Genomic DNA, 23,724 nt, shown 5'->3' with positions numbered 1-23,724 from the left:
AATTCCGCCCTTTTCCATGCTGCGCCGCCCGCAGTCACGTTTTCATGACGGCGGGCGGCACAGATTTCTTCGGACTAACGACGCCAGTAGGGGTAGCAGTCCCGGTCGTGGTCGTGGTCGGGGCAGTGCCGGCCGCTCACGCGGAGGAGAACGCCACCGTCGGACAAGCCATGGGCAGGACATGACGCTGCACGTGAACTCCGCTCGAAACGCCGCGAGGTGAACAGGGGGCGGGCCCGCCACGGGGGATGAACGGGCCCGCCCCTGTCCTGGTGCCGCCCGCGTACCTCTCCCGGAGTGCAGGCGGCGACTATCCGCGCCCCACGCCCAGCCGTGGAAGCGGGTGTCCTGCCTGCACGGCTGCGGCTGCGTCGGCACCCCGAGATCCGCCCGAGCATCCTGTACGTACCGCGCTCATGGAACACCGCTCGCCGCAGTTCCACCTCCGAGCCGGAATGATCGTCCGCTTCACTACCTGGGAGTAGATCACCGGTGTGACAAAGCGAGTCGGCTGAGCGAACTCCTTCGGCTCCGGCGAATCCTCGTGCCTCGATACGGAGTCAAGGTGCAGTGGATGTTGTTTCGTCATCGAACGCAAGGGCTGAAGTTGCTGTGCTGCCTGTAAGGGTGGCGAGCATGGCGCGGATATTGGTCAGTTGTGCGCTGATGCTCTCGCGGCGGATGGTCAAAGCAGCGAGTTCCCGTTCCAACTCGCTGCGCATTCGGTCGGCCTTGTTGTTCGCCTCGGTGAGGATGTCGTCGGCCTGGTGTTGCGCTGTTTGCTTGGTCTCGCTGGCGCGGCGTTCGGCGTCCCTCCGTAGCTTCTCGGCTTCCAGGCGCATTTGTTCGGCGCGGCGCTCGATTTCCGCGAGTCGTGCTTCGACTTTCGCCCGACGTGAGGCCAGGTCGCGTTCGGCTTGGTCGCGTCGCTTGGCAAGACCTGCTTCGAAATCCGCTGCGGCCTGGGCGGCGCGGGTGCGGGTGTCTTCGAAGAAAGCGTCTGCTTCCTCCCGGACGGCGGCCGCGTGTTTGTTTGCCTCAGTGCGCAGTTCGGCGGCCCGCGCCTGGGCATTCTCGACTATTTGCATGCATTGTCGGTCGTTTTCGGCTTTGAGGTCGGCCGCGAACGTGTCGGCGTCTGCCCGCAGACGGTCGGCCGCTGCCCCGGCCCCCGCATACTCGTGATCGGCGGCCTCGCGGGCCGCGCAGCCCAGCTCCTCGGCTTCTTCCTCAGCGAGACGAAGGATCTCTTCAATGCGTGGACCCAGGAGCGCATACGAGGGTTCAGCGCCGCTGCCCTGCGCTTGGGGGGCCTCTGTCTCTGCCAGCAGCTCCTGGATACGTTGTTCCAGTGCGGCTATGCGAGAGAGGGCCTTGTTGCGGTCACCGACAAGCTCGTTGACCCGGCTGTCGACTTGATCGCGGTCGTAGCCGCGACGCACGAGGTCAAAGAGCGAGGGGAGGGAGGTTTCAGTCATGGAGTTCCTGTGGAGAATGAGAGGGGAAACTCGGCTGCAGCACGACTCGCCGGCAACCCGCTGAGTTGAGTCACTGGATGATCCTTTTTATCAGAAAGATTCGCTGAGTAATCACCCAGCCTCAGTTTGTTATGTAACCTTTCAGTCACTGCAGGGACATAAGCATCTTCTCGCGTGCGAAGCCGGCTGCCTTGAACCGCCGTTCCGAGCGGCGGCGGGCCCGGTCGTCGCACTCGGCCATCAGCAACTCGGCGAGGAAGAGCTCACAGGCCGGCCATGGCCAGGCGACCGCCCTGGCAGCACGCCGGAGCATCCCCGAACCGGAAACTCGGCCAGCCTGCCCGTACAACCCGGCACGAGATGGGGAACAGAAGGTCCTTCCCCCTCGGGAGTGAAGGAAGGCCTCCCTCAACCAGCCGCCGCTCCCTCGCCCTGTACGAAGCGGCACGAGCGCCAGGCAAGGCAGGTCACAAGCGGCCCAGGCGAAAACGGCACGCGAAGATGAGTCTTTTGTGCGGAAATGTCATGCCCAGTTCCTGCTGCGATCTCTCGGTTTCGGGACAGCGGGTGAGAGACAGCGGACCTGGGTGTGTTGATACTGGGCGGTGGTGGGTTAGGGACGTGGGGTTACTGTCCTGGACGTGAGAGATCCGCAGGCATCGCTGTCGTGGGGGTGTTATCCCGTGCTGGGTGACGCTGTCTTGAGTTTTGTGAGTCCTTATTCACTGGCCGGTGGGTGGTTGGTGTGCTCGGGATGTGGATCAGGAAGTGGAGCGCCCGGTTTCTGAGGAGTCGGGCCGAGCGGCTGGTGCGTTGCCTGCTGTGTCTGTTCGGGCGTTGTAGTGGCCGGCGGTGCGCCGGTTGCTGGTCCTGCGGCGGGAGGGGAAGCTCACCACTGGGCAGGTGCGGTCGGCGGCGGACGTGCTGGGGGTGCGGGAGCGTGCGGTGTGGCGGTGGCTGGCCGCCGCCGAACAGGATGAGGCCGCGGTCGCGGCGCTGGGGGAACGGGCCCGTGGAGGTGCCCCGCATCCGCGAACGCGCCCGCCGCCAGGCCGCCACCCGCACCGGCCTGGTCATCGACACCCGCGCCCGGTTCGGCTTCACCGCCACGCCCGGCACCACCGACGACACCCGCATCCGTTACCTCACTCTCGCCCTGCCCCGCAGCACGCGGCCCGCCTCTTCGCCGCCCAGGAGACCGGCGCCTATGAGCGGCAGCTGCGCGACCTCGCCGCCGAGGGCCTGGGGGAGGTGTACTTCCGCGACGCCGGCCGCCGCGCGGCTGGCGTCGCGGAAGTACACCGACGTCGAACCCCTCGAGTTCGAGCTGTAGGCGGTCGGTCGACGGTCAGGTGTCGCTCCGGATCTGTGGCTGGGCGCTGCAGTTGTTCCCTGAGCGCTTGGGGTGGCCCGGCTGAGCGTGAGAGCGGAGCCAGTGAGACCCGGGCCCACAGAAGTGCTGCCTGGTGTTGCAGTCCTCTGTCGTGATGTAGTACTTCTTATATATGAGCGAGCAGGTGCACAACAGACTGGCGATGGTGCGCGCCGAGCGGAAGGTGTCGCGGCAGCGCCTGGCCGAGGCGGTGGGAGCGCATTACCAGACCATCGGCTACATCGAGCGGGGGCAGTACAACCCGAGCCTCGACCTGGCACTGAGGATCGCGCAGTTCTTCGAGCTGCCGGTGGAGGCGCTGTTCTCGCTCGAGCCGTTCCGGCCGCTCACGGATGAGATCTACGGAAGGAAGACGTCATGACGACCACGCCGCTGACGCGCTACGACCGCAGCATGCTGCGGCTCATGAACGACCGCCGCAGCCGACCGCTGTACGCCACGGCCGCCCGCCGGCGCCTGGTCGTCGCCGCACATGTGGTGCTGACCGCGGCCATCGGCGGACTCATGACCTACTTCTTCCTCGCGGAGGGGGAAGCGATCTGGGCATTCGTCGTCGTGGTGGCGCTGCTGCTGCCGTGGATGGTCGCGACCGGGGTGATCAACGGGGCCACCCGTGGCCTGCTCGAACTGCGCGAACGAGCGCTGGACGAACGCCAGTCCGCCGAACGCGCCCGGGTGCAGGCCCGCGCCCACCGGGCGATGACCCTCCTCCTTGCCGCCACCGCCGGCGGCCTGTTGACCGCGGGTGCGGCCAACGGCAAGGCCCCCACGGCGTATGCGGCACCGGTACTCATCGCAGTCCTTGCAGTGCACTGGCTGATGCCGTTGTGGGTGGCCGGCCTGACGGCCCAGGACGAGCCGGCCGAAGACGACAGCCCCGCTCCCTGACGCGTTCGCCGCGCCCGGCCGGCAGCTGATCGCCCCAAGGCATCGGGGAGCGGCCGGGCGACTCAGGCACTCAGGGGCCACCTGCAGCGCTCGGTGCACCCGTAACACACCGGACCCATGCGGGCGGCACCCCACGGGGTGCCACCCGCAGTCATGTTTCGCCACCGCGGTCAGCGTCCGTCTCGGTTACACCATGTCCGGCTCCACCACGTACTCCAGCTACTTCACCATCGGGGCCGGCCAGACGGTGAAGAAGTCCTGAAGCAAGGCCGGTAGCTACATGTGCTACAACAGCACGGGCGTGCTGAACCACAGCGGCGGCATCTTCCAGACGCCGACCGCTCACTGCTGAGACAAGCAGCATCTTGGGCCCCGCCTGTCACGGCGGGGCCCCTTTTCTGCCGTCATGCCCTGACCCTGGCAAGGACCCCAGTGTTTACCGCTATCTTCCAGAATCACCGACCGGCGCGGCAAGGAAGCGGGGAGTGCGGCCCGGTGCGCGCCAGACGGCACCACGGCCTGTGCCCCCGTCGCCAGGAGTCGGCGGGGCGGACGGGCCGCGAGGGTGGGCAGGAGTGCCCTGAATCGGCGGCCCGGGCGGAAAGGGAGACGTCGGGGTGGAACTCGACCGGATAGACTTTCCGTCATGGAAAGTAACTCTTACGAATCCTCACGTGCCGACGCGGTCGATGCGCTGAACACACTGACTGCCGACCGAGAGCGCCTCGTCCAGAGCATCCATGTGCCGCGGGCACTGCTGGCTGCCTACGGCGCCCTGGGCGCATGGTGGGTCGCAGCAGCGGCGACGGCCAGCCCCGGCACGAACTTCGAACCGCCATCATCTGGCTGGCTGGGACTGCTCGGAGTGCTCGTGGTCTCCCACCTGATACGACGCGAGACCGGCATTCGCTTCCGAGCGATGGGCACTCGGGCGGCCTGGGCGGTGATCGGGATCCTCGCCTCATGCAGCACGCTGTTCAGCGTCGCGCTCGGCCTGGTGTCATTGGGCGCCAGGTGGGCAGTAGCCCCCATCAGCGTGGCAGCGTTCGCTGTGACGACATGGCTGGCCGGCGTCGCCTACCAGTCCGCAGCGGAGAAACTGCGCCGTGAGTGAGCCGCATTTCGACGAGACGATCCACGCCCCACTGCGGCTCCGGATCTGCGGGCTTCTGCGCCGCGTCGACCAGCTCGACTTCGCCGTGCTCAGAGACACCCTGAACGTGCCCGACGCGACCTTGTCCAAGCACGTCAAGACTCTCGCGAACACCGGCTACGTATCCTCTCACAAAGCCGCCTCCGCCAGCCGCACAGACGCGCGGAGAGTGACCTGGCTGTCCCTCACCCCGTCAGGGCAGGCCGCGTTCGACGCTCACATCCACGCCCTCCAAGAAATCGCAAAACCCTCCAGCTGACACCCCGACGCTGCGCGCACCACAACGAAGAGACGGCGCGAACAGGACAACACTCCGCGCAAGGGCGCCCACGTCGTGGAGACCGCACCCGCACGGTGGTTGGGGCGCGGGCGGTGACGGATGCGCCCCTGCTGCAGTGCGGTACTGGACCGCCTACGCCCATCCCATGCCCAGCTCCGCCAGCGCGGCCCGCTGCTCCGCAGCGTGCCCTGGACGCCGCTGTGCGGCCCGCTCCGCCCGCCGCCGGGCACACTTTTCCCCCGGCCCGGCCGTGAACGCCGCACAGCGGCCCACACAGCCGATCATGAACGGAGAGCCCCGTGGGTATCCTCGGAGACGGCCTCGAGCGGGCCGTGCAGCAGGCGTTCACCCGCCCCATACCCAAGTCCGCCGGCGCCCAGATGCGTTACCTGGTAAAGCCGCTCAAGGGCACCCGCGCGGTGGCCGACCTGCTCGGCGTCTCGCAGCGCACCGTCGAGCGGTACGTCAAGGACCAGATCCGCCGGCCCCGCGCCGACCTCGCCCGACGCCTGGAGGACGCGGTGCGCGCCCGGTGGCAGCCCCGCGTCCGCGAGCGCGCCCGCCGCCAGGCGGCCACCAGCACGGGTCTGGTCGTCGACACCCGGGCCCGGTTCGGTTTCACCGCCGCGCCCGGCACCACCGACGACGCCCGGATCCGCCACCTCACCCTCGCCCTGCCCCCGCAGTACGCGGCCCGTCTCTTCGACGCCCACGACGCCGGCGCTAGTGAGCAGCAGCTGCGCGGCATCGCCGCCGAGGGCCTCGGCGAGGTCTACTTCCGCGACGGCGGCCGCCGCGCCCACGGCCTGGCGGTGGAATTCACCGATGTGGAGCAGTTGATCTTCGACCTCTAGTACTCCAGTGAGCCTCCGCCAACTTGAAACTGCAGGTCAAATGGCTGGTGTGACCGGCTCTCGGGGGTACTCTCGCTGGTCGCAAGCGGCAGTCTGTCAACTAGATCGTCCGTCAGCTGTGCCAAACCGTCGATCCGTGGCGCTCGCCTGAGTTCCGCAGCTGAGGTGGCGCTCTAGTACGCGAATATGGGGTTTGACCTGTGGATATGCCTGAGCGCACGCTGGATCGGCGTGTGTCTAGGCGAGGGTGTTCGTGCAGGTCAGGCGGTTGCGCCGGGTTCCAGGGTGATGATGCGCTTGGGCTCGGAGATCTTGAGCTTGGCGAGGATGGCGCGCTGGGCGGGGCTGGTCTCGGTGCGCTGACGGAAGGTTCCGGCGGGGCCGGTGAAGGTGCCGACGTGGATGCGCTCAAGTTCCTCGCGCAGGTTCAGCCAGGTGTCCTCGCAGGTGGTCTCCGCGATGCGGATCAGGAGCAACGCGAGCCAGCAGAGCAGGACATGGGCGCGTATCCGGTCTTCCTTGCGGTGGTAGACGGGCCGGAGATCGATGATCGTTTTCATGTCGCGCCAGCCGCGTTCGACTTCCAGCAACTGTTTGTAGCCGGTCGCGATGTCCTCGGCCGACAGGTGCGGGTCGCTGCAGCGCAGGAGGAACTTGCCGTCCAGGCGCTCCTCGGCCTTGATCGCCGCCTTGTCGATCCGCAGCAGCTGCGGGTGCCGAATATTACGTCCTCGCAGGTCAACCGGCATGAGCGTACTCGTGGAGGACGCCGCCGAGTCGATCACGTCGATGGACTTCGAGGTGGTCGACTCGGTCCGGCTCGGTGATCGGGTCGGGGACTGGCCGAAGCGGCGCCGCGCTGTGCAGGGTGCGGTGAGGCCGATGCCCGTTATAGAAAGACTCGAACTCGCGGAGCGCGTGCAGCAGATGGGACTGGTTCCAGATCAAGGTACGGTCGAGGAGTTCGCGCCTGCAGGTCTGCACCCAACGTTCCATGATCGAGTTCATCCGGGGAATGCGGATGCCGGTGGTGACGACCTCGATGCCCTCGGCGGCGAAGACGGCGTCGAACGCGCGGGTGTACTTGCTGTCGCGGTCCCTGATCAGGTGCGTGACCGTGGCGCCGGCATCCTGAAGGTCCATCACCATATTCCTCGCGGCCTGGATGACCCAGGCCGCGGTGGGGTGGGTGGTCACGCCGAGGATGCGGACACGACGGTTGGCGTGCTCGATGACGGCGAAGACGTACACGCTCGCGCCGTTCAGGGTGGTGGCGGTGAAGAAGTCGCAGGCCAGGATCGCGTGTGCCTGGCTACGCAGGAACGTGGCCCAGGTCTGGCGGTCGCGTTCGGGCGCGGGCTGGATCCCGTGTGCTCGCAGAATCTCCCACACGGTGGAGGGTGCGACCTTGATGCCGAGGACGGTGAGTTCGCCGTGGATGCGCCGGTAGCCCCAGCCTGCGTTCTCGTGGGCCAGGCGCAGGACGAGAGCCTGGATGGCGCGGCGGGTCGGCGGTCTGCCGGGCCGCTTGCGGCGGGAGGCGCCGGCGTGGTGGCGGCGCATGAGATCGCGGTGCCACCTCAGGATCGTGTCCGGCGAGACGATCAGGTGCAGCTGCCGCAGCCTGGGCCTGGGGAGCCGGTGCAGGAGCGCGGCAAGGAAGGCACGGTCCGCCGCGGTGACCCGCGGCCTGTCGATCTGCCGCTGCAGGACGGCCAATTGGTGGCGCAGCGTCAATGTCTCGATGTCCTTGTCCACATCGCTCATCGGCAGCAGCCGCATGAAGGCGAACACGCTCGACACGGCGAGGTAGGACAGTCGCAGCAGCACGATCCAGCAGCCTGACACGCCCATCCGGCGAACGTTGACCACTCACGAGAACACGCAGCTCAACGGCTATGGATGGGGATTTCGGCACCCGCAGGCCCCGTATGAGCCGCGCAACCCTGCTTCTGTGGAAGAACTCGCCAAAGATGTCACCGCGTTCGCCAACGGCGGCGGTGGAATCCTCGTTCTCGGGGTCACCACACGACTGGAAGACGGCGAGGAAGTGCTCGACACCATCGCCCCACTCGACCGGTCCGCGGTCGACCTCGACCAGGTACGCAAGCTGATACGTGAGCACGTCACCCCCGTGCCATGGGGTATCACTGTGGACTGGTCCGACGACGGGCAGCACCGCGTGGTCTTTATCGATATCCCGCAGCAGGCGCCGGCCACGATCTTCGTTGTCGCAGCCCCGACAGGCAAGCAGGGCAAGGTCCCTGCTCACACCGTCGCGGTCCCGAGGCGCGATGCCGACGGCACCCACTGGCTGCCCCGAACGGAGGTCCAGCGCCTGCTGTCCATGGGCGCCACGGCGCACGGCATGCCCGGCCCACAGGCCTTGACCGAACTCGGGTAGCCGTGGCTTGGCCGCGGGCGTCGGACATCGTCACCGCCAGGGACTCGTCCGTCAGACCACCATCGGTCGCGCCTGGGCGAGATGGACGGCCAGTTCCTCACGTGTCTGGTGCAGGTGTGCGTTCCATGCGGGCTGGCCGGGGCCGCTGCGCCAGGATTCGCTCAGCGGGCTGTTGTCGACGGTGTCGAAACCGAACTCGTCGTACAGGCGCGTGACCAGTTCCACGGCCTCGGGGAAGTCGCTCGACACGGACAGCGCGTGGCGGCCGGGCGTGCCCGCCGGGCTGCCCGAGGCGAAGAACCGTGGCGCCTGGATGTGCGTGAATGCCTTCGCCACCTTCGAGGTGGGAAGCTGCTCCTGACGGAGCTCGTGCACGGTCTTCTCGCCCGAGTCGACGACGGGGTAGTGGCCGTCGCGCCAGGGCATGTAGTTGTTCGTGTCGAGGACGATCTTGCCCGCGAGCTGCTCCACGGGCATGTTGTTGACCAGCTTGAGCGGGACGGCGACGATGGCGAAATCAGCCGCGGCGGCGGCTTCGGCGGCGGTCGCGGCGTGTGCCGAGGGGCCGAGTTCGGCGATGAGCTGGGTCAGGGTCTGCGGACCGCGGGAATTCGCGATGACGATGTCGTAGCCCTGCGCGATCGCCGCACGGGCGAGCGTGCTGCCGACCTCACCTGCGCCGATGATGCCGATTACGGTCATGGATCCTTACCTCAACTTCCGGTGGGACGTTTGCGCCGTCGCCCGGCCTGGTTTCGGCTATGGCGGCGTGTATGAAAAGACGAAGCTGACCAGCGAGGCACCGACGGGCACCCCATCGACCACACCCGGTCCTGCCGACCGGTGTTGTGGCCAGGCCCCAGGCCGGCCCCTGCTCCTCGCCGGTGACGCCCACGTTCGGAGAACGATGTCGGCCGACGAACGCCCGCGCCGGTTTCCCGGCTGCGGGACGGGGCTGGAGAAAGCCCCTGGAGGACCTGGCTACAGCGTGGTGTCCTCGTAGCCTTCCGGGTTTCCTTCGAGGATGACGGTTTTGACCTCGAGGAACGGCAGGAGTCCTTCGCGGCCTCCCTCCCGGCCGATGCCGGACTGCTTGAAACCGCCGAAGGCAATGCCCAGGTCGCTGCGGAACGCGTTGTGCCCCACCGTGCCTGACCGCAGCCGTGCCGCGACCTGGCGAGCCCGGTTGACGTCGCTGGTGAACACCGAGGCGTTCAGCCCGTAGATGGTGTCATTGGCGATCCGTACCGCGTCTTGCTCGTCGTCGGCGGGAATCACCGACAGGACCGGCCCGAAGATCTCCTCCCGCGCGATGACGGAGTGGTTGTCGACGTTGCCGAAGACGGTGGGCTCGACGTACCAGCCACGGTCGAGACCGGCGGGACGGCGGCCACCGGTGGCCAGTGTCGCGCCGTCGGCTATGCCCTTGGCGATGTAGCCCTCGACCCGGTCCCGCTGCCGTTGCGCGGCCAGCGGGCCCATCTGTGTCGCGGCATCGAACGGGTCGCCCACCCGCATCTGGGAGAACGCGCTCGCCAGCGCCTCCAGGAACTCGTCGTGCCGCGGACGGGAGACCACGATCCTGGTCAGCGACGCGCACACCTGCCCGGTGCCGAGGGTTTCCGCCTTCGCCAGGGTCGCCGCCGCCGTCTCGATGTCCGCGTCATCGAGGATCACCGCAGCGGACTTGCCGCCGAGTTCCAGCGTGTAGCGGGCGATCCGCTCGCCGGCGATCGAGGCGATCCGGCGCCCGGCCGCGGTCGACCCGGTGAAGGTGATCTTGTCCACGCGCGGGTCGCGGACCAGCAGTTCGGAGACCTCGCGGTCGGCAGTGACGACGTTGAGCACGCCCGGCGGCAGGCCGACGGCCTCGGCCGCCTCGGCGATCAGGTACCCCTCGCCCGGCGCTTCAGGAGCGGACTTCAGAACGACGGTGCACCCGGCCGACAGGGCCGGGGCGATCTTGAAGCTGCTCATCTCCAGGGGACCGTTCCACGGGACGATCGCGCCGACGACGCCGACAGGCTCGCGGACGATCAGGCCGAACTGCCCGCCGGCTGTGGGCTTTACAGGCTCCTCGAACGGGAACGTGTCGGCCAGGTCGGCGGACGCGCCGAAGATGCGCTGCGCGTACGCGCCGGCGCCGCGGGCGATGGTGTGCAGCACGCCGACCTCGCGCGGCCAGAGCTGCCCGATGGCCGCCGATCGCTTCTCGAGTTCGGCGCCGAGCGCCCGCAGGCACTCCGCCCGCTGCGCGTGGGTCAGCCACGGCCAGGGGCCGTTGTCGAACGCCTCCCGCGCCGCCCCGACCGCCCGCGACATGTCGGCGGCCTGGGCCTCGGCGACGCTGAAGTACAGCTCTTCGGTGCCGGAGTCGATGACGTCGATCGTGGCGTCGGACGATGGCGTCACCCACTGCCCGCCAATGAAGAACCGATCTGCGTGGCGGATCGGCGCGTCTGTCCGGCTCATTCTGTGCCTCCCAGCACTCCCAGCACGGTTCTGTACCGTTCGGTTGCGCGGGCAACGCTAGCAGGTTTTTGTACTGACCGGTTGGTGGCGGAGGTCGCACACGAAGGGGCGACCCCCGACCGGGCGATCCGCGCCCCTCCGGGGTGAGGGCACGAGGGCACTCCCCCGAGTCGCCCGCAAACCCGACCGCACTTCAACTGGCGCATCCACGACCAGCACCGATCCCCCGCACGCCGACGAAGTGGGCACACCTCGGGTCCGCCGATCCCCCCGTCGACCCAGCTGCCGACCAGTGCGAAATGCGACACTAGGCGGCAACCGATCGGTACAGAAGCTGCTAACATGCAGCAGCACCGCAACCGATCGGTACAAAAATGGCCCGTCGGCATCGCGGCCTTGTTCGCCTCCGACCGCTACAGGTCCACGACCGGTGCGGTGCGGAGATCTACGCCGAATCGGCGGCGCCAGCCAGGTCTGACGCAATGCACAAGACGACCACCGGTAAGCCGCGTGCGGGAAAACCGCGCGCAGAGATGGAAAGGGGGACGGAGGCGGGCCAAAAAACGGCGCCGCCCCGGACCGCCGATGACCACTTCGAAAACTTCTGAGGCCCTGCCGCCTCGCACCCTCCCGGCCGCGAGTATCGTTCGCGGCGTCCACTGGACGCCAGTCATCTGGCTCCTGCTCGTCGTCGTCTGCGGTGCCGTTTTCCTCGACGGCCTCGACACCTCGATGATGGGGGTCGCCCTCCCGTCCATCGGCCGCTCCCTGCATCTGGAGGCCGGCTCGCTGCAGTGGATCGTCAGCGGCTACGTCCTCGGCTACGGCGGCCTGCTGCTCCTCGGCGGCCGGACCGCGGATCTCGTCAGCCGGCGGGCTGTCTTCCTGGTGGCGGTCTCGGTCTTCGGCGTCGCCTCGGTGATCAGTGCCGCCCTCAGCGACGAGTTCGCCATCATCGCCCTGCGCTTCGTCAAGGGGGTCGCGGCGGGCTTCACCGTCCCCGCCGGACTGTCCATCCTCACCACCATCTTCGCCGAAGGTCCGGCGCGCAACCGGGCGCTGAGGATCTACACCCTCTGCGTGGCCAGCGGGTACTCGCTCGGGCTCGTCATCGGCGGCCTGCTGACCGAGATCGGGTGGCGGGCCACGCTCCTGCTCCCCGGACCAGTCGCCCTGACCTTCGTCGCCATCGGCTTCAAAGTGATCCCCAAGGCCGAGAACACCGCTCGCGTCCGCCTGGCCCACTTCGACCTGGGCGGCGCCCTCACCGTCACCGGCTCCCTGCTCGTACTCGTCTACGCGGTCGTCGAGGCGCCGACCCGGGGCTGGGGCAGCGTGTCGACCCTCGTGCTGCTGGCAGTCAGTGCCGCGTTGATGGCCGCCTTCATCGCGATCGAGCTGCGCCATGAGCGCCCCCTGCTCCGCCTCGGCATCCTGCGCAACTCCGCTCTTGTCCACGCCAACATGGCCGGCTTCGCCATCTCCGGCGGCTACGCCGCCTTCCAGTTCATCGCCACTCTGTACGTACAGAACGCCCTCGGCTGGTCGCCGATCGGCATGGCCATGGCCTTCCTCCCCGCCGGCGCGGTCGTGATCCTTGTGGCTCCCCGCCTCGGCCCCGTCGTCGGGCGACTCGGCACTCCGACATCCATCCTGCTCGGACTGCTGTCCTGCGCCGTGGCGTACGGCCTGTTCCTGCGGACCACTCCGTCCATGCCGTACGCCGAGTTCCTGCTCCCGACCATGATCCTTTTCGGAGTCGGCTTCAGCCTGGGCTTCGCATCCCTCAACGTCCAGGCCACCGCCGGCGTCGCCGGCGAGGAGCAGGGCCTGGCCTCAGGGCTGGTCAACACCAGCCTCCAGGTCGGCACGATCGTGGTGATTGCCGTCGTCTCGGCGGTCCTCGGTTCGGGCACGCCGGTCCACGGCCAGCTGCTGCCGGGGATGAGGAGCGCGGTGAGCGTGATCGTCGGCGTACTCGCCGGCGCCTCGCTGCTCACCGCGGCGTTCTTGCTCCGGCGACGCGGCCGGGCCACGCCGTCCGACGACGCAGCCGTTTCGCCAGAAGCTGGCTGAGTTACCTGAAGCTGTGTCGGGTCCTGACATGAGCTGACCCCGGTTTCGTGGAGTCCCTGAAGCCAGGCTTATGATCCTGGCTCGAAGGAGAACCACGAGTAGTGCCAGCACCACGTAAATACCCGGACGAGCTCCGCGAGCGGGCCGTCCGCGAAGTCCGCACCACCGGCCGCCCGGTCGCGCATGTCGCCCGGGACCTCGGTATCCACAAAGAAGCCCTGCGGGGGTGGGTCCGCCAGGCCGAAGCCGACGCCGGTGACCGAGACGACCGGCTCACCACCGCCGAACGCGAGGAGCTGAAGCAACTCCGCAAAGAAGTCGCGGAATTGAAGCGGGCGAACGAGATCCTGAAAGCCGCCAGCGTGTTTTTTGCCCAGGAGATCGACCGTCCCCGGACGAGGCCGAGCAAGTGATCGACCACCTGCGCCAGAAGGGCCTCGGGGTCGATCCCGTCTGCCGGGTGCTGGAGCTGTCGCCGTCGACGTACTTCGCCCGCAAGAAGTGGCCGAAGTCGGCCCGCCGGCTCCGCGATGAGCAGCTCATGCCGCTGATCGAACGGGTTCACGCCGAATCCGGCGGCACCTATGGGGCCCGGCGGATCACCCGCGCGCTGCGGCGCAAGGGCGTCGTCGTGGCCCGCTGCACCGTCGAGCGGCTAATGGGCGAGCTGGGTCTGGAGGGTGTGCTCCGCGGGTAGCGGCGGCGGACCACCGTGCCGGAGCCATCGGTGCCCCGCCCGCCGGACCTGGTCGACCGCGACTTCACCGCCTCGCGGCCGGATCAGCTGTGGGTGGCGGACATGACGTATGTCCGCACGTGGTCGGGCTGGGCGTACGTGGCGTTCGTCCTGGACGTGTACTCACGGATGATCGTGGGCTGGCAGGTCGCGAACCATATGCGGACCGAACTGCCATTGGATGCCCTGGAGATGGCGTTGTGGAGACGGAGGATCAAGAAGGACTCCGGTCTCATTCACCACAGCGACCGCGGGTCGCAATACGTATCAATTCGGTACACCGAGAGGCTGTCCGACATCGGGGCTTCGGCCTCGGTCGGCTCGGTCGCGGACAGCTATGACAACGCGATGGCCGAGGCCCTGAACGGCACCTTCAAGGCCGAGCTGATCGAGATGCAGGGCCCCTGGAAGGACTTCGACCAGGTCGAGCGGGCGATCTTCCAGTGGGTCACGTGGTACAACGAGGAACGGCTCCACTCCGCCCTCGACTACGTACCGCCCGCCGAGTACGAACGCGACTGGTGGCGACAACGGGAAGCCTCCCCGCACTCCGCCTGAAACAAGATCGCCGGACTCTACGAAACTCGGGGCAGCTCACAGCCCAGCCGAGTACGAACGTCGTCACGCCGCGAAGACACCACATAGAGTGCTCTCCGCAGCCGCATAGCGCGCAAGCCCATCGGTGTCTGTCAGACCGGGGCAACTCCACTCGATGTCCACCGGGACCAACGAACGCGACCGGTTGCGCCGGTGGAGCCGCCACAAGCGCACGGCACCACCACAGATCGCCGGGGTCGCCATCCGCGTGATCGAGGCCGAGGTGGTGGTCCGCGCTGCCGATGGCACGACGACGACAACGAGCCTGCGGCTGTTCACCACATTGCTGGATCACCGGCGCTACCCGGCTGCCGAACTCGCCGAGCTCTACCACCGAAGGTGGCAGGCCGAGACCGCGTACTCCGGGCTGAAGATCACGCTGCGTGGGTCGGACCGCGTGCTGCGCTCGCACCACACCGACGACGCCCGCCAGGAACTGCTCGGCCTGCTCGTGGTCTACCAGGTCGCACGGCAGATCGCCGTCGACGCCGCCACCCACGCCGGGATCGACCCCTCCCGGATCTCACTGGCCGTCACCATCCGGACTGCCCGCCACACCGGGATCACCGCGACCGGGACCACGACACGGGTGCCAGCCCACCCCCGGCATCCGCCACGCCATCCTGCACCCACGCGAGTTGGCACCGCCGCACCGCCCGACCAGGATCCTGCCCCGCCGCGTCAAACGCCCGATCTCGACCTTCGCCTACAACACGACCAGGAAGAACACCCCGATCACGAACGCGAAGATCGCCATCACCATCACCACAGCCACCGACCGGACACGGAGATGGAGGACCTAAAGTTCCCGGCGTTGCGTCTTGTCGCCGTCGCATACGACGGTGACGGACCGCTGGACCACGTCGTCGAAGTCGATGGTCAGCTCGCCGTCCTTGCCGGGCGTCAGCAGCTTGAGCAGGTTGACCAGGTTCGTGCCGTAGAGCTGGGAGGCCTGCGCGGGCAGGCGTCCGGGCAGGTCGGTGTACCCGAGGATGATCACGCCGTTGTCGGTGACGACTCGCTCGCCGGGGACCGATCCCGCCACGTTGCCGCCCTGGGCGGCTGCCATGTCGACGATGACGCTGCCCGGCTTCATGCTCGCCACGTCCGAGGCCGTGATCAGCCTCGGTGCCGGGCGGCCCGGGATGAGTGCGGTGGTGGTGATGATGATGTCGGCCTCGCGGGCCTGCTCGGAGTAGATCTCCGCGGCCCGGCGGTCGTACGCCTCGCTGGTGGCCTTCGCGTAGCCGTCGGAGGACTCCATCGCATCCTCGACCTTGACGTACTCCCCGCCGATCGGCTTCACCTGGTCGGCCACCTCGGGCCGGGGGTCGGTCGCGCGCACGATTGCGCCGAGGCCGCTCGCCGCGCCGATCGCCGCCAGGCCCGCCACGCCGGCGCCCGCCACGAGCACCTTTGCCGGGGGCACCTTGCCGGCCGCGGTCACCTGCCCGGTGAAGAACCGGCCGAACTCGGAAGCCGCCTCGATGACCGCCCGGTAGCCGGCGATGTTCGCCATCGAACTGAGCACGTCCATCGACTGGGCGCGGGAGATGCGGGGGACGGCGTCCACGGCCAGCGCCGTGATGCGGCGCGTGGCCAGCGACTCGACGAGGTCGGGCCGCAGGGCCGGACTGAGCATGCCGACTACCGTCGCTCCGTCGGCCAGCCGCGAGATCTCCTCCTGGGTGGGCGCGTTGACCTTCAGCACCACATTGCTCGCCCACGCCTCACCGGCCCCGACGATCCCGGCACCGGCCTCGCCGTACGCCTCGTCCGCGAACGACGCGGCGCTGCCCGCGCCCTTTTCCACCACGACGTCGTAGCCGAGTGCCGCCAACTGCTTCACCGTGCTCGGCGTCGCCGCCACCCGGGTCTCCCCGGCGGGCTCCGCCACTACCCCGAGACGAGGCACACCGCTCTCCTTGCTTCTGTGCTTGATGATTTGGTGGTCGCCGGGCTTCATGCGGCGCTGTCCAGACCGATGAACAGGTCCGCGATACGCCACTCGTCTTCGGCATGCCGCACCGTGAACGTGTAGAAGCCGGTCGTGACCACGGCCGGGTTGCCGTCCGCGTTCGACGTCAGCGTCAGGTAGGCCCACACCACTGCCGTGTCGGCGTCCGCACGGCGGAAGACGATGTTGGTCAGGCTGTGCCTTCGCTGATCGGTCTGCGCCTGTGTCGCACCCCGCACCAGGTCGAGAATCGCCGCGCGCCCGACGAACGGGCCCTGCTCGACCTCGTCGGCGATCGTGGCCGTCCAGGTGGCGTCCTCGGTCAGGACGCCCTCCAACGCCGTCAGATCTCCGTGATCCAGGGCGAAGACATAGCGCGCCAGCGTCTGCTGGACGGCGAGCTGGCCGGCGGGGTCGAGATTCACCTCGCCCACGGGCGTCGTGTGGAGGTGGTGGCTTCCCCAGCCGAAAGCCGCAGTTGTCGTCATGTCAGACCTCGCTTGTACTCGGTGGTCGGTGGTCGGGTGAAAGATTCAGTGAAGGATTCGGGTGAAAGTGGGGGCGTGGTCGGCGAAAGCGGCCGCGCAGCGTGCGGTGGGAGGGCCGGCGCGTGACGCCGGTGGCACGCGCCGACCTGCGACCGACCGTTTTGCCGTCAGGCCGCCCACTCGCTGCTTCGGTGACAGTGATGCGACGGCCCGTGGAGTACGCGGCATCGTCGGGCATCAGGAATACGGCCGCCTCGGTGATCTCCTGCGGCGAAGCGATGCCCACTAGAACTAGTGGCTCGTCACGCAGCCTTGGCCGGGTAATCGACCTGCTGCTCGTCGGCCAGCAGACTGTCCCCAGGATCGGATCTTGGAGGTGGTCGTGGGGCGTCGACCGAGTGTGTTCGTCCGGCCAGTGAGCATGGAAGAGGGCCGGAAGCTGCAGCGGATCAGCCGGAGTGCGAAGGACCCGGTGAAACTCCGCCGGGCGATCGTGGTGCTGATGTCCGCCCAGGGCCAGACGGTCAAGGACATCACCTCGCTGCTGCAGGTCGGCGAGGACTACGTCCGCGATGTCATCCACGCCTTCAACGAGCAGGGGCTGGACGCGCTGGCCCCAAAATGGAGCGGGGGACGCCCCAAGACGATCAGTGACAAGGTGCGCGAGCACATCTGCCTGATCGCCCGGACGTCCCCCGCCGACTGGAAGATCACCGCGTTCTCCACCTGGAGTTTGAGCAAGCTCGCCGACCACCTCGTCAAGCAGAAGGTGACCGCGGCCATCAGCCGGGAGACCCTGCGCCGGGTCCTGCGCGCCGGCAAGGTCTCCTGGAAGACCACCACCACGTGGAAGGCGTCCCCCGACCCGGAGTTCCTCGCCAGGATGCACCGCGTCCTGGCGCTGTACGACACCCCGCCCGCCGACGGGCGGGTGATATGCGTCGATGAGTTCGGGCCGCTGAACCTGATGCCCCGCAAGGGCAAGGCGTGGGGCCCGGTGCGGCGTCCGCGCAGGCTGCGGGCCACCTACCACCGCTACGGCGGCGTGCGGCAGATGCTCGCCGCCCTCGATCTGGCCACCGGCAAGCTGTACTACCGCATTCGCCCGCGCAAGCGGTGGCACGAGTTCCTCGACCTGCTCAAGGTCCTGCGCGCCCGCTGGCCCGGGCAGAAGCTGTATGTGGTGCTGGACAACTTCTCCCCACACAAGCACGCCAGGGTCCGCGCTTGGGCGGCCGGCAACGACATCGAGCTGGTCTTCCTGCCGACCTACGGCTCCTGGCTGAACTGGATCGAGGCCGAGTTCGCGGCCCTGCGCTACTTCGCCCTCAATGGCACTGACCACCGCAGCCACGCGGAACAGAACGCCGCCATCGCCGCCTACGTCCGCTGGCGCAACACCCGCGCGGAACCGAAGACGAACTTCGCGCCCGACTCACCGATCCGGTCATGGACGGATTACCCGGCCAAGGCTGCGTGACAAGCCACTAGACCCCAAGGCGGCCGTCGGACGCGCCTGTCAAACGGCTCGTTCGTTACTGAGCGACCGTGAGCACGATCTTGCCCTGGATGTGGCCCCGGGCGGCGCGTTCATGCGCTGCCTGGGCGTCCGCGAGCGCGAACGTGCTGTCGACGGCGACGCGGATCGTGCCCGCGTCCAGCAGGCGTCCCACTTCGGCGAGCTGTGCGCCGTTCGAGCGGACCTGGGTGCCGGAGACCGTGACGCCCAGCTTCGCGGTCTCCTCCTCGTCGTACTCGCCGAAGAACACGGGGAACAGGGCGCCGCCGCGCCTGAGCGTGCGCAGGAAGCGGCTGCTGTCGCGGCCGCCGACGGCGTCGAGGACGAGGTCGACGCCGTTGACGAGTTCCTCGGGACGGTTCTTGGTGTAGTCGATGAACTCGTCGGCGCCGAGCTCGCGCAGGAAGGATTCATGCGCGCCCGACGCCACCGCGATGACCCGTGCGCCCTTCCACTTCGCCAGCTGCAGTCCGAAGTGCCCCACGCCGCCCGCAGCGCCGTTGACGAGCACCGTCGCGCCGGCGAGGGCCACCGGGCGGTGCCGCGCTTCCTGGAAGGGCGAGGGGTGATCGTGTCCGAGCTCGATCAGGAACTGCCACGCCGTCAGCAGGGACATGGGCGCCCCGGCTGCGTGCACGTGATCGATGCCGGCCGGCTTGCGTGCGAGGTCCGACGCGGGCGCGGTCACGTACTCGGCATACGCCTGGCCGTCGAAGCTGGGGAAGCGGAGCATGCCGAAGACTTCGTCACCGATGGAGAAGCCCTCCACATCCGCGGCGACGGCCTCGACGACGCCCGAGACGTCCGTGCCCGGGATCACGGGCAGGTCGAACTTCGGCCGCGTCTCCGGAGGGATGTTGCTCAGCCCGTCGCGCAGGTACCAGTCCGGAGGGTTGATGCCGACCGCGTGAACACGGACGAGCACCTCACCCGGCCCCAGCTCCGGCATCGGCGCCTCGTCGTAGCTCAGAACCTCAGGGCCGCCGTGCTCGTGCAGCCGGATCGCTCTCATCGTGCGTGTTGGCATCGTTTCCTCCTGCCCCCCACCTGGGGGTACGCTGAGTGGATCAGTGATCCGGTTATCCGGATCACTGATCCGAATATATGGACCACCGATCCGGATCGTCAAGTGAATCGCTGATTCGGATAGTCAGGAGGGGCAGATGCGGGCCGACGCCAGGAAGAACCGTGACCGCCTGCTCGCAGTCGCGGGCACCGTCATCACCGAGCAGGGCGCCGAGGCATCGCTGCGCGACATCGCGCGCAGGGCCGACATGGGGCTCGCCACGCTGCTCCGTCACTTCCCTACACGCGAGGCGCTGCTCGACGCCTTGCTCCGCACGAGCTTCGACGAGCTGACGGCAAAGGCGGGCGAGTTCGAAGCGTCGAGCTCGCCCGAAGACGCTCTCGTCTCGTGGCTACGCGACTGCGTGGCGGTCGCGCACGAGTACCGGGGCGTCACCGAGCTGATGGCGGCCGCCATCGAGGACCCCGAGTCCGCACTGCACGCTTCGTGCGTCACCATGCGCGCAGCCGGCACGGGGCTCCTCGCCCGTGCTCAGGCCGCGGGCACAGCGCGGACGGACATCGACGGCACTGATCTGTTCGCGCTGGTAGCGGCGCTCGCGTGGCTCGGCGACCAGCCGTCGTTCGCGCCACGCGCCGATCACCTCCTCGAGGTCGTCGCGAGCGCGATCCTGACGAGCTGACGAGCGCAGGGAGCAGCGACGCCGAGAGGTTCGGGGCGTCTCGGACGTCTTGCCAAACAAGATCGCCGAGCGCAGGTGACCGGCGTCGCCGCCCTGGCACCACGAAAGAGATGGAAGGGATGCCGTCGGCGCAGCCGCCTGCTGCAAAGAAACCGGACCTGCCGCGCCCGCACCTGATCGGCACGGACGTGGCTGGCATCACCCGGAGTTGAGGCCCGGAGACGTGTTCCCGCGCGGGCGGCGCTGCCCTTGCGTCAGAACTGGCTGGCGCCGCCGTCGACGTGGACCTCCGCGCCGGTCATGAAGCTGCTGCGGTCGGATGCGAGGAAGGCCACGACGCCAGCGGTCTCCTCGGGCCGGGCGAGGCGGCTCATGGGCACGGTCGCGATCACGGCCGCGCGCTCCGCTTCGCCGTCACCCGTCACCCCGAGCAGGCCGGGGGTCTCGGTGGGCCCGGGGGCGATGGTGTTGACGCGGATGCCCCGGCCGGTCAGCTCCGCGGCGAAGGTGCGGCCGAGGGAGCGGATGGCGGCCTTGGTGGCGGCGTAGACGCTCATCGCCGGCGATGCCTTGATGGCAACGTTGGAACCGCAGAGGATGACCGACGAACCGTCCTTCAGCAGCGGCAGCGCCTTCTGGACGGTGAACATCATGCCGCCGACGTTGGTGTTGAACGTGTTCGTGAAGTGCTCCCAGGTGATCTCGCCCAGCGGAGCGACTTCGGCGATGCCCGCGTTGGCGAACAGGATGTCGAGGCTTCGGCCGCTCTCCCCGACGGCCGCCATGACCCGGTCGAGGTCCGCGAGGTCGGTGACGTCGGCCTGGATCCCGGTCGCCCGGTCGGCGCCGACCCCGGCCACGACCTCGTCCAGCTTCTCCTTGCGCCGCCCGGTCACGAAGACGTACGCCCCCTCGGCCGCGAGCGCCCGGGCCGACGCGAGGCCGATGCCGGAGGTGGCGCCGGTGACGAGGGCGGTCTTGCCGTCGAGCTGTCCCATGAAGTGACTCCTTTTTTGAACCGTTCGGTTGCGCGGCCACGGTAGCAGCTTTTTGTACTGATCGGTTGCCGGCGGAGCCGTATTTTTGTACCGGATGGTATGGTGCGTCCATGAGCAGCACCGCTTCCTACCACGGCAGGGGACGGCCGCGGGGTTTCGTGGAGGACGAGGCCCTCGACCAGGCGATCCGTGTCTTTTGGGAGCACGGTTACGAGGGCGCTTCTCTGAGTGACCTCACCGCGGCCATGGGCATCAACAGGCCGAGCCTGTACATCGTGTTCGGCAGCAAGGACGAGTTGTTCAGACGTGCCCTTGCCCGTTACAGGGACACGTATGTGGCGTACGCGGCGGGCACCTTGGAGGAGCCGACTGCGTACGCCGTGATCGAGAGCTATCTGCGCGCCGCTGTCGATGCTCTGACCGGCAGCGGTCATCCGCCGGGCTGTCTGTCCATCCTGGGTGGTCTGTCCTGTGCGCCGTCGAACAACGGTATCCCCGAGTTCCTGGCCGGTTTCCGGGCGGTCTTCGAGGGTGAGCTCGCGCAGCGGCTGGCCCGGGCGGAGAAGGAGGGTGACCTCGTGGCAGGCACCGACACCGCGGCTCTGGCTCGTTTTGTTGTGACCCTGGGCCAGGGCCTGGCCGTCCATGCCGCGGCCGGCGCGGGGCGCGAGGATCTGCAGGCCGCGGTGGACGTCGCGTTGCGGGCGGTCGCCGCTTACCTGCCCTCGGGGAACCCGGTCGCCCCGGCGGCGGAGACCACCGGGGCGTAGCGAACGGCGGCCCCGCCGACGACGCCGGGGCCGAAGGCCACGACGAAGCGTGCCATACGCTCCCAATCGGTGTAGAACCGCCTGGCTGCGGGATTAAGGAACGCGAATCAGGCAACGTTCGCGCTCGGCGTCCCACAAGATCGCATCTACATCGACCGCGGCCTCTCCGGCACCACCCGCCGCAACCGGAACGGCCTCGACCAGGCCCTCGCGGCCGTCTGGGACGGGTCGGTGTTCACCGGGACGAAGTTCGACCGGTTCGCCCGCAACGTCGAAGAGGCCTGCCATATCCTCAGCGACCGGCCCGGCCGCAGCGTCCTGTTCGGATGGGCGCCTCGATCTACGACTGGAACGACCTCTTCGGCCGGCTGTTGCTCCAGACTCTCGCCATGGTCGCAGCGACATCGCTGTGGCACGGGCCAACTCCTCCAGCCCCCAGGGCCGTCCGGGTTCGGCGTGCATGAGATTCAGCGCAGGACGCAGCCGGTCGTCGGTCAGCGCCCGCAGCCATCCCGGCGGCAGCTCGGCCTGGCCGAGGTACGCCCGGAGCACCTCCAGGAGCAACAGCTGGGCGTGCTGGCGTACCGCGAAGGCAGCACCCATCCTCCCGCCCGTCACCTCCTCGACCAGCCGGTCGACACACGTGCGCAGAGCGGCCGCGGGGGCATCCGATGCTCGGATGTGGGCGACGGGCGGCAGCGCCTGCGCCAACAGCGCCGCACCGGCCGGGTTGAGGTCGACGTGCCCGCCGAGGACGACATCGTCAACGGCGAAGTCCGCGCCGCCGACGCGCAGGGCATAGTCACCCGCCTGGGGCTCGAACTCCACCGGCTGGCCGCGAACCTCGACGAGGTCGAGCACCTGGCGTCAAGCCACCGTTGCGCTCCTGCAACCACACAGCCGGGACCTGCGGACATACCTCGGCCGGCACACGCCGCCCCATCAACGAACCAGCCCCTGGGGAGCAACACGGGGGCTCGGGTTTTCCCGATCCGCCCCGGCCGCACCCTCCGTATCCGCTGGGGTTTGTCCACCTGCGTACACGCAACCAGTGTCGGTCGCCCCTGCTGGCGAACTAGGTATGCCTCAGGCTCAGCGGTCCTTTTCATCAGCCGCTCTACCGATCGGTACAAAAATATGGCGCCAAGCCGCAACCGATCGGTACAGAATCTGCTAGAGTCTCAACGCAGCAACCGATCGGTACAAAAAGAAGCCCCTCGGGTCTGCACACATAAGGAGAATCTGATGACTGACAACGGTCTGCGTGCCTGGTACCTGCGCTACGTCGCGGCACTCAACGCCCACGAGTTCGACGGCATGGACGAGTTCATCAACGACGAGGTCATGCTGAACGGCGAGCCCGGGCACCGGGACGACGTCCTCGCGGTTCAGAAGCACGACATCGATGCCGTTCCGGACCTCCACTGGGAGGTCAAGGAGCTGCTGTTCGACCGAGACCGGATCGCGGTGCGCGCCATCAACACCGGCACTCCGGTGAAGGAGTGGCTCGGTGTCCCGCCTTCGGGCGCCTCGTTCGAGATCGTGGAGTACGCCATCTACCGGGTGGAGAACGGACGATTCGTGCAGATGACGGCGCTGCACGATTCGGCCGAGATGCTCCGGCAGCTGACCGTCTGACCTTCGCTCGGCGGAGCGGAGCCAACGCGCCGCCGAGCAACGGGTGTACGTGCCGGAGCGTAGCGAGCACACCTCCGGCACCGCATGGTGGAGCCGGGCTCAGCGTCGGTCCGGAACAGTCCACAACACCCGTCACAATGCCGCTCAGCACTGCATACGCCCACACAGACACGAAGACCCCGGCCTCAGAGTGCGGTACGTGAGTTCTTGTCCGTTTCGTGGTTGAGGTTGGGTGAGGGCTGCTGGTCGTCGCCGCTTGGTGGTGGTCAGGCGCGGGGCTGAGCGAACAGGCCGGGTTCGGGTTCGGTGAGGAT

Annotated in this window: 20 protein-coding genes and 7 pseudogenes; 16 read left to right on the top strand and 11 right to left on the bottom strand. The window is 68.2% G+C overall.

The annotated features are described in order from the left end of the window. Window positions 1-560: 560 nt before the first annotated feature. Window positions 561-1,478: a cellulose-binding protein gene (locus tag C1I97_RS09180; RefSeq protein WP_111002730.1), complete on the bottom strand. Its 918-nt coding sequence runs from the start codon at window positions 1,476-1,478 to the stop codon at window positions 561-563. Between the two features lie 145 nt (window positions 1,479-1,623). After that, complete coding sequence (locus C1I97_RS39780; protein WP_181446650.1) at window positions 1,624-1,791, bottom strand: hypothetical protein; 168 nt, start codon at window positions 1,789-1,791, stop codon at window positions 1,624-1,626. Window positions 1,792-2,499: 708 nt separating this feature from the next. On the opposite strand from C1I97_RS39780, the pseudogene tpg (C1I97_RS09175) reads away from it, so the two are divergent. The 6 genes and pseudogenes from tpg (C1I97_RS09175) to tpg (C1I97_RS09150) all read left to right on the top strand — a co-directional run. After that, a pseudogene (gene tpg / locus C1I97_RS09175) lies at window positions 2,500-2,811 on the top strand (telomere-protecting terminal protein Tpg); the annotation flags it as partial. A gap of 172 nt (window positions 2,812-2,983) precedes the next feature. Beyond that, on the top strand, window positions 2,984-3,232 hold the full coding sequence (locus C1I97_RS09170) for a helix-turn-helix transcriptional regulator (protein WP_111002728.1): 249 nt from the start codon (window positions 2,984-2,986) through the stop codon (window positions 3,230-3,232). Then, complete coding sequence (locus C1I97_RS09165) at window positions 3,229-3,759, top strand: hypothetical protein (protein ID WP_111002727.1); 531 nt, start codon at window positions 3,229-3,231, stop codon at window positions 3,757-3,759. Before C1I97_RS09170 ends, C1I97_RS09165 begins: the two co-directional genes overlap by 4 nt. 646 nt (window positions 3,760-4,405) lie before the next feature. Beyond that, a complete protein-coding gene (locus C1I97_RS09160) occupies window positions 4,406-4,873 on the top strand; it encodes a hypothetical protein (RefSeq protein ID WP_111002726.1) in 468 nt (155 codons plus the stop codon). Continuing rightward, a complete protein-coding gene (locus C1I97_RS09155) occupies window positions 4,866-5,171 on the top strand; it encodes a transcriptional regulator (RefSeq protein WP_111002725.1) in 306 nt (101 codons plus the stop codon). Before C1I97_RS09160 ends, C1I97_RS09155 begins: the two co-directional genes overlap by 8 nt. Before the next feature lie 320 nt (window positions 5,172-5,491). After that, window positions 5,492-6,046 (top strand): telomere-protecting terminal protein Tpg, encoded by a 555-nt coding sequence (tpg, locus tag C1I97_RS09150; protein WP_111002724.1) that lies wholly within the window; start codon window positions 5,492-5,494, stop codon window positions 6,044-6,046. A gap of 260 nt (window positions 6,047-6,306) precedes the next feature. Here the strand turns inward: tpg (C1I97_RS09150) and C1I97_RS09145 are convergent. Next, window positions 6,307-6,888: pseudogene (locus C1I97_RS09145) on the bottom strand (IS1634 family transposase); the annotation flags it as partial. Continuing rightward, entirely contained in the window at window positions 6,785-7,876 is a 1,092-nt protein-coding gene (locus tag C1I97_RS09140; RefSeq protein ID WP_111002731.1) for an integrase core domain-containing protein, read from the bottom strand. The gene C1I97_RS09140 and the pseudogene C1I97_RS09145, both read right to left, overlap by 104 nt. 124 nt (window positions 7,877-8,000) lie before the next feature. On the opposite strand from C1I97_RS09140, the gene C1I97_RS09135 reads away from it, so the two are divergent. After that, window positions 8,001-8,450 (top strand): RNA-binding domain-containing protein, encoded by a 450-nt coding sequence (locus C1I97_RS09135; RefSeq protein WP_181446649.1) that lies wholly within the window; start codon window positions 8,001-8,003, stop codon window positions 8,448-8,450. A 51-nt stretch (window positions 8,451-8,501) separates the two neighbouring features. On the opposite strand, the gene C1I97_RS09130 is transcribed toward C1I97_RS09135, so the two are convergent. Together C1I97_RS09130 and C1I97_RS09125 are read right to left on the bottom strand one after the other, a co-directional pair. After that, window positions 8,502-9,152: an NADPH-dependent F420 reductase gene (locus C1I97_RS09130; RefSeq protein ID WP_111002722.1), complete on the bottom strand. Its 651-nt coding sequence runs from the start codon at window positions 9,150-9,152 to the stop codon at window positions 8,502-8,504. A gap of 279 nt (window positions 9,153-9,431) precedes the next feature. Then, on the bottom strand, window positions 9,432-10,922 hold the full coding sequence (locus C1I97_RS09125) for an aldehyde dehydrogenase (RefSeq protein ID WP_111002721.1): 1,491 nt from the start codon (window positions 10,920-10,922) through the stop codon (window positions 9,432-9,434). Between the two features lie 585 nt (window positions 10,923-11,507). Between C1I97_RS09125 and C1I97_RS09120 the strand changes: the two genes are divergently transcribed. The 4 genes and pseudogenes from C1I97_RS09120 to C1I97_RS39775 all read left to right on the top strand — a co-directional run bounded on the left by C1I97_RS09120 (window position 11,508) and on the right by C1I97_RS39775 (window position 15,134). Beyond that, a complete protein-coding gene (locus C1I97_RS09120; RefSeq protein ID WP_111002720.1) occupies window positions 11,508-12,998 on the top strand; it encodes an MFS transporter in 1,491 nt (496 codons plus the stop codon). A gap of 101 nt (window positions 12,999-13,099) precedes the next feature. Next, window positions 13,100-14,292 (top strand): annotated as a pseudogene (locus tag C1I97_RS09115) (IS3 family transposase). A 154-nt stretch (window positions 14,293-14,446) separates the two neighbouring features. After that, a pseudogene (locus C1I97_RS42670) lies at window positions 14,447-14,779 on the top strand (transposase); the annotation flags it as partial. A gap of 190 nt (window positions 14,780-14,969) precedes the next feature. Further along, window positions 14,970-15,134 (top strand): hypothetical protein, encoded by a 165-nt coding sequence (locus C1I97_RS39775; protein ID WP_181446648.1) that lies wholly within the window; start codon window positions 14,970-14,972, stop codon window positions 15,132-15,134. A 14-nt stretch (window positions 15,135-15,148) separates the two neighbouring features. Here C1I97_RS39775 and C1I97_RS09100 read toward each other — a convergent pair. Then, window positions 15,149-16,297, bottom strand: a pseudogene (locus C1I97_RS09100) (Re/Si-specific NAD(P)(+) transhydrogenase subunit alpha); the annotation flags it as partial. Continuing rightward, on the bottom strand, window positions 16,294-16,722 hold the full coding sequence (locus C1I97_RS09095) for a nuclear transport factor 2 family protein (protein WP_258382489.1): 429 nt from the start codon (window positions 16,720-16,722) through the stop codon (window positions 16,294-16,296). The pseudogene C1I97_RS09100 and the gene C1I97_RS09095, both read right to left, overlap by 4 nt. 475 nt (window positions 16,723-17,197) lie before the next feature. Between C1I97_RS09095 and C1I97_RS09090 the strand changes: the two genes are divergently transcribed. Beyond that, window positions 17,198-18,256, top strand: a complete 1,059-nt coding sequence (locus C1I97_RS09090) for an IS630 family transposase (RefSeq protein ID WP_258382491.1) — start codon at window positions 17,198-17,200, stop codon at window positions 18,254-18,256. A 55-nt stretch (window positions 18,257-18,311) separates the two neighbouring features. Here C1I97_RS09090 and C1I97_RS09085 read toward each other — a convergent pair whose 3' ends face one another. After that, window positions 18,312-19,322, bottom strand: coding sequence for an NADP-dependent oxidoreductase (locus tag C1I97_RS09085; protein WP_181446647.1), 1,011 nt, complete (start codon window positions 19,320-19,322; stop codon window positions 18,312-18,314). Between the two features lie 136 nt (window positions 19,323-19,458). Between C1I97_RS09085 and C1I97_RS09080 the strand changes: the two genes are divergently transcribed. Next, window positions 19,459-20,004, top strand: coding sequence for a TetR/AcrR family transcriptional regulator (locus C1I97_RS09080; protein WP_111002714.1), 546 nt, complete (start codon window positions 19,459-19,461; stop codon window positions 20,002-20,004). A gap of 254 nt (window positions 20,005-20,258) precedes the next feature. On the opposite strand, the gene C1I97_RS09075 is transcribed toward C1I97_RS09080, so the two are convergent. After that, window positions 20,259-21,002: an SDR family NAD(P)-dependent oxidoreductase gene (locus C1I97_RS09075; protein WP_111002713.1), complete on the bottom strand. Its 744-nt coding sequence runs from the start codon at window positions 21,000-21,002 to the stop codon at window positions 20,259-20,261. A 110-nt stretch (window positions 21,003-21,112) separates the two neighbouring features. On the opposite strand from C1I97_RS09075, the gene C1I97_RS09070 reads away from it, so the two are divergent. Together C1I97_RS09070 and C1I97_RS42665 are read left to right on the top strand one after the other, a co-directional pair. Beyond that, on the top strand, window positions 21,113-21,772 hold the full coding sequence (locus C1I97_RS09070; protein WP_111002712.1) for a TetR/AcrR family transcriptional regulator: 660 nt from the start codon (window positions 21,113-21,115) through the stop codon (window positions 21,770-21,772). Between the two features lie 81 nt (window positions 21,773-21,853). Next, window positions 21,854-22,012 (top strand): annotated as a pseudogene (locus C1I97_RS42665) (hypothetical protein); the annotation flags it as partial. 306 nt (window positions 22,013-22,318) lie between these two features. Here C1I97_RS42665 and C1I97_RS42660 read toward each other — a convergent pair. Continuing rightward, window positions 22,319-22,600: pseudogene (locus C1I97_RS42660) on the bottom strand (cupin domain-containing protein); the annotation flags it as partial. Window positions 22,601-23,017: 417 nt separating this feature from the next. Here C1I97_RS42660 and C1I97_RS09055 point away from each other — a divergent pair. Beyond that, on the top strand, window positions 23,018-23,410 hold the full coding sequence (locus tag C1I97_RS09055; protein WP_111002711.1) for an ester cyclase: 393 nt from the start codon (window positions 23,018-23,020) through the stop codon (window positions 23,408-23,410). Window positions 23,411-23,724: the final 314 nt, after the last annotated feature.

The organism is Streptomyces sp. NTH33, from assembly GCF_003236365.1.
In the GTDB taxonomy this organism is placed as follows: domain Bacteria; phylum Actinomycetota; class Actinomycetes; order Streptomycetales; family Streptomycetaceae; genus Streptomyces.
Note: the sequence above shows the minus strand (reverse complement) of the source record. Positions and strands in the feature narration are given on the sequence as shown.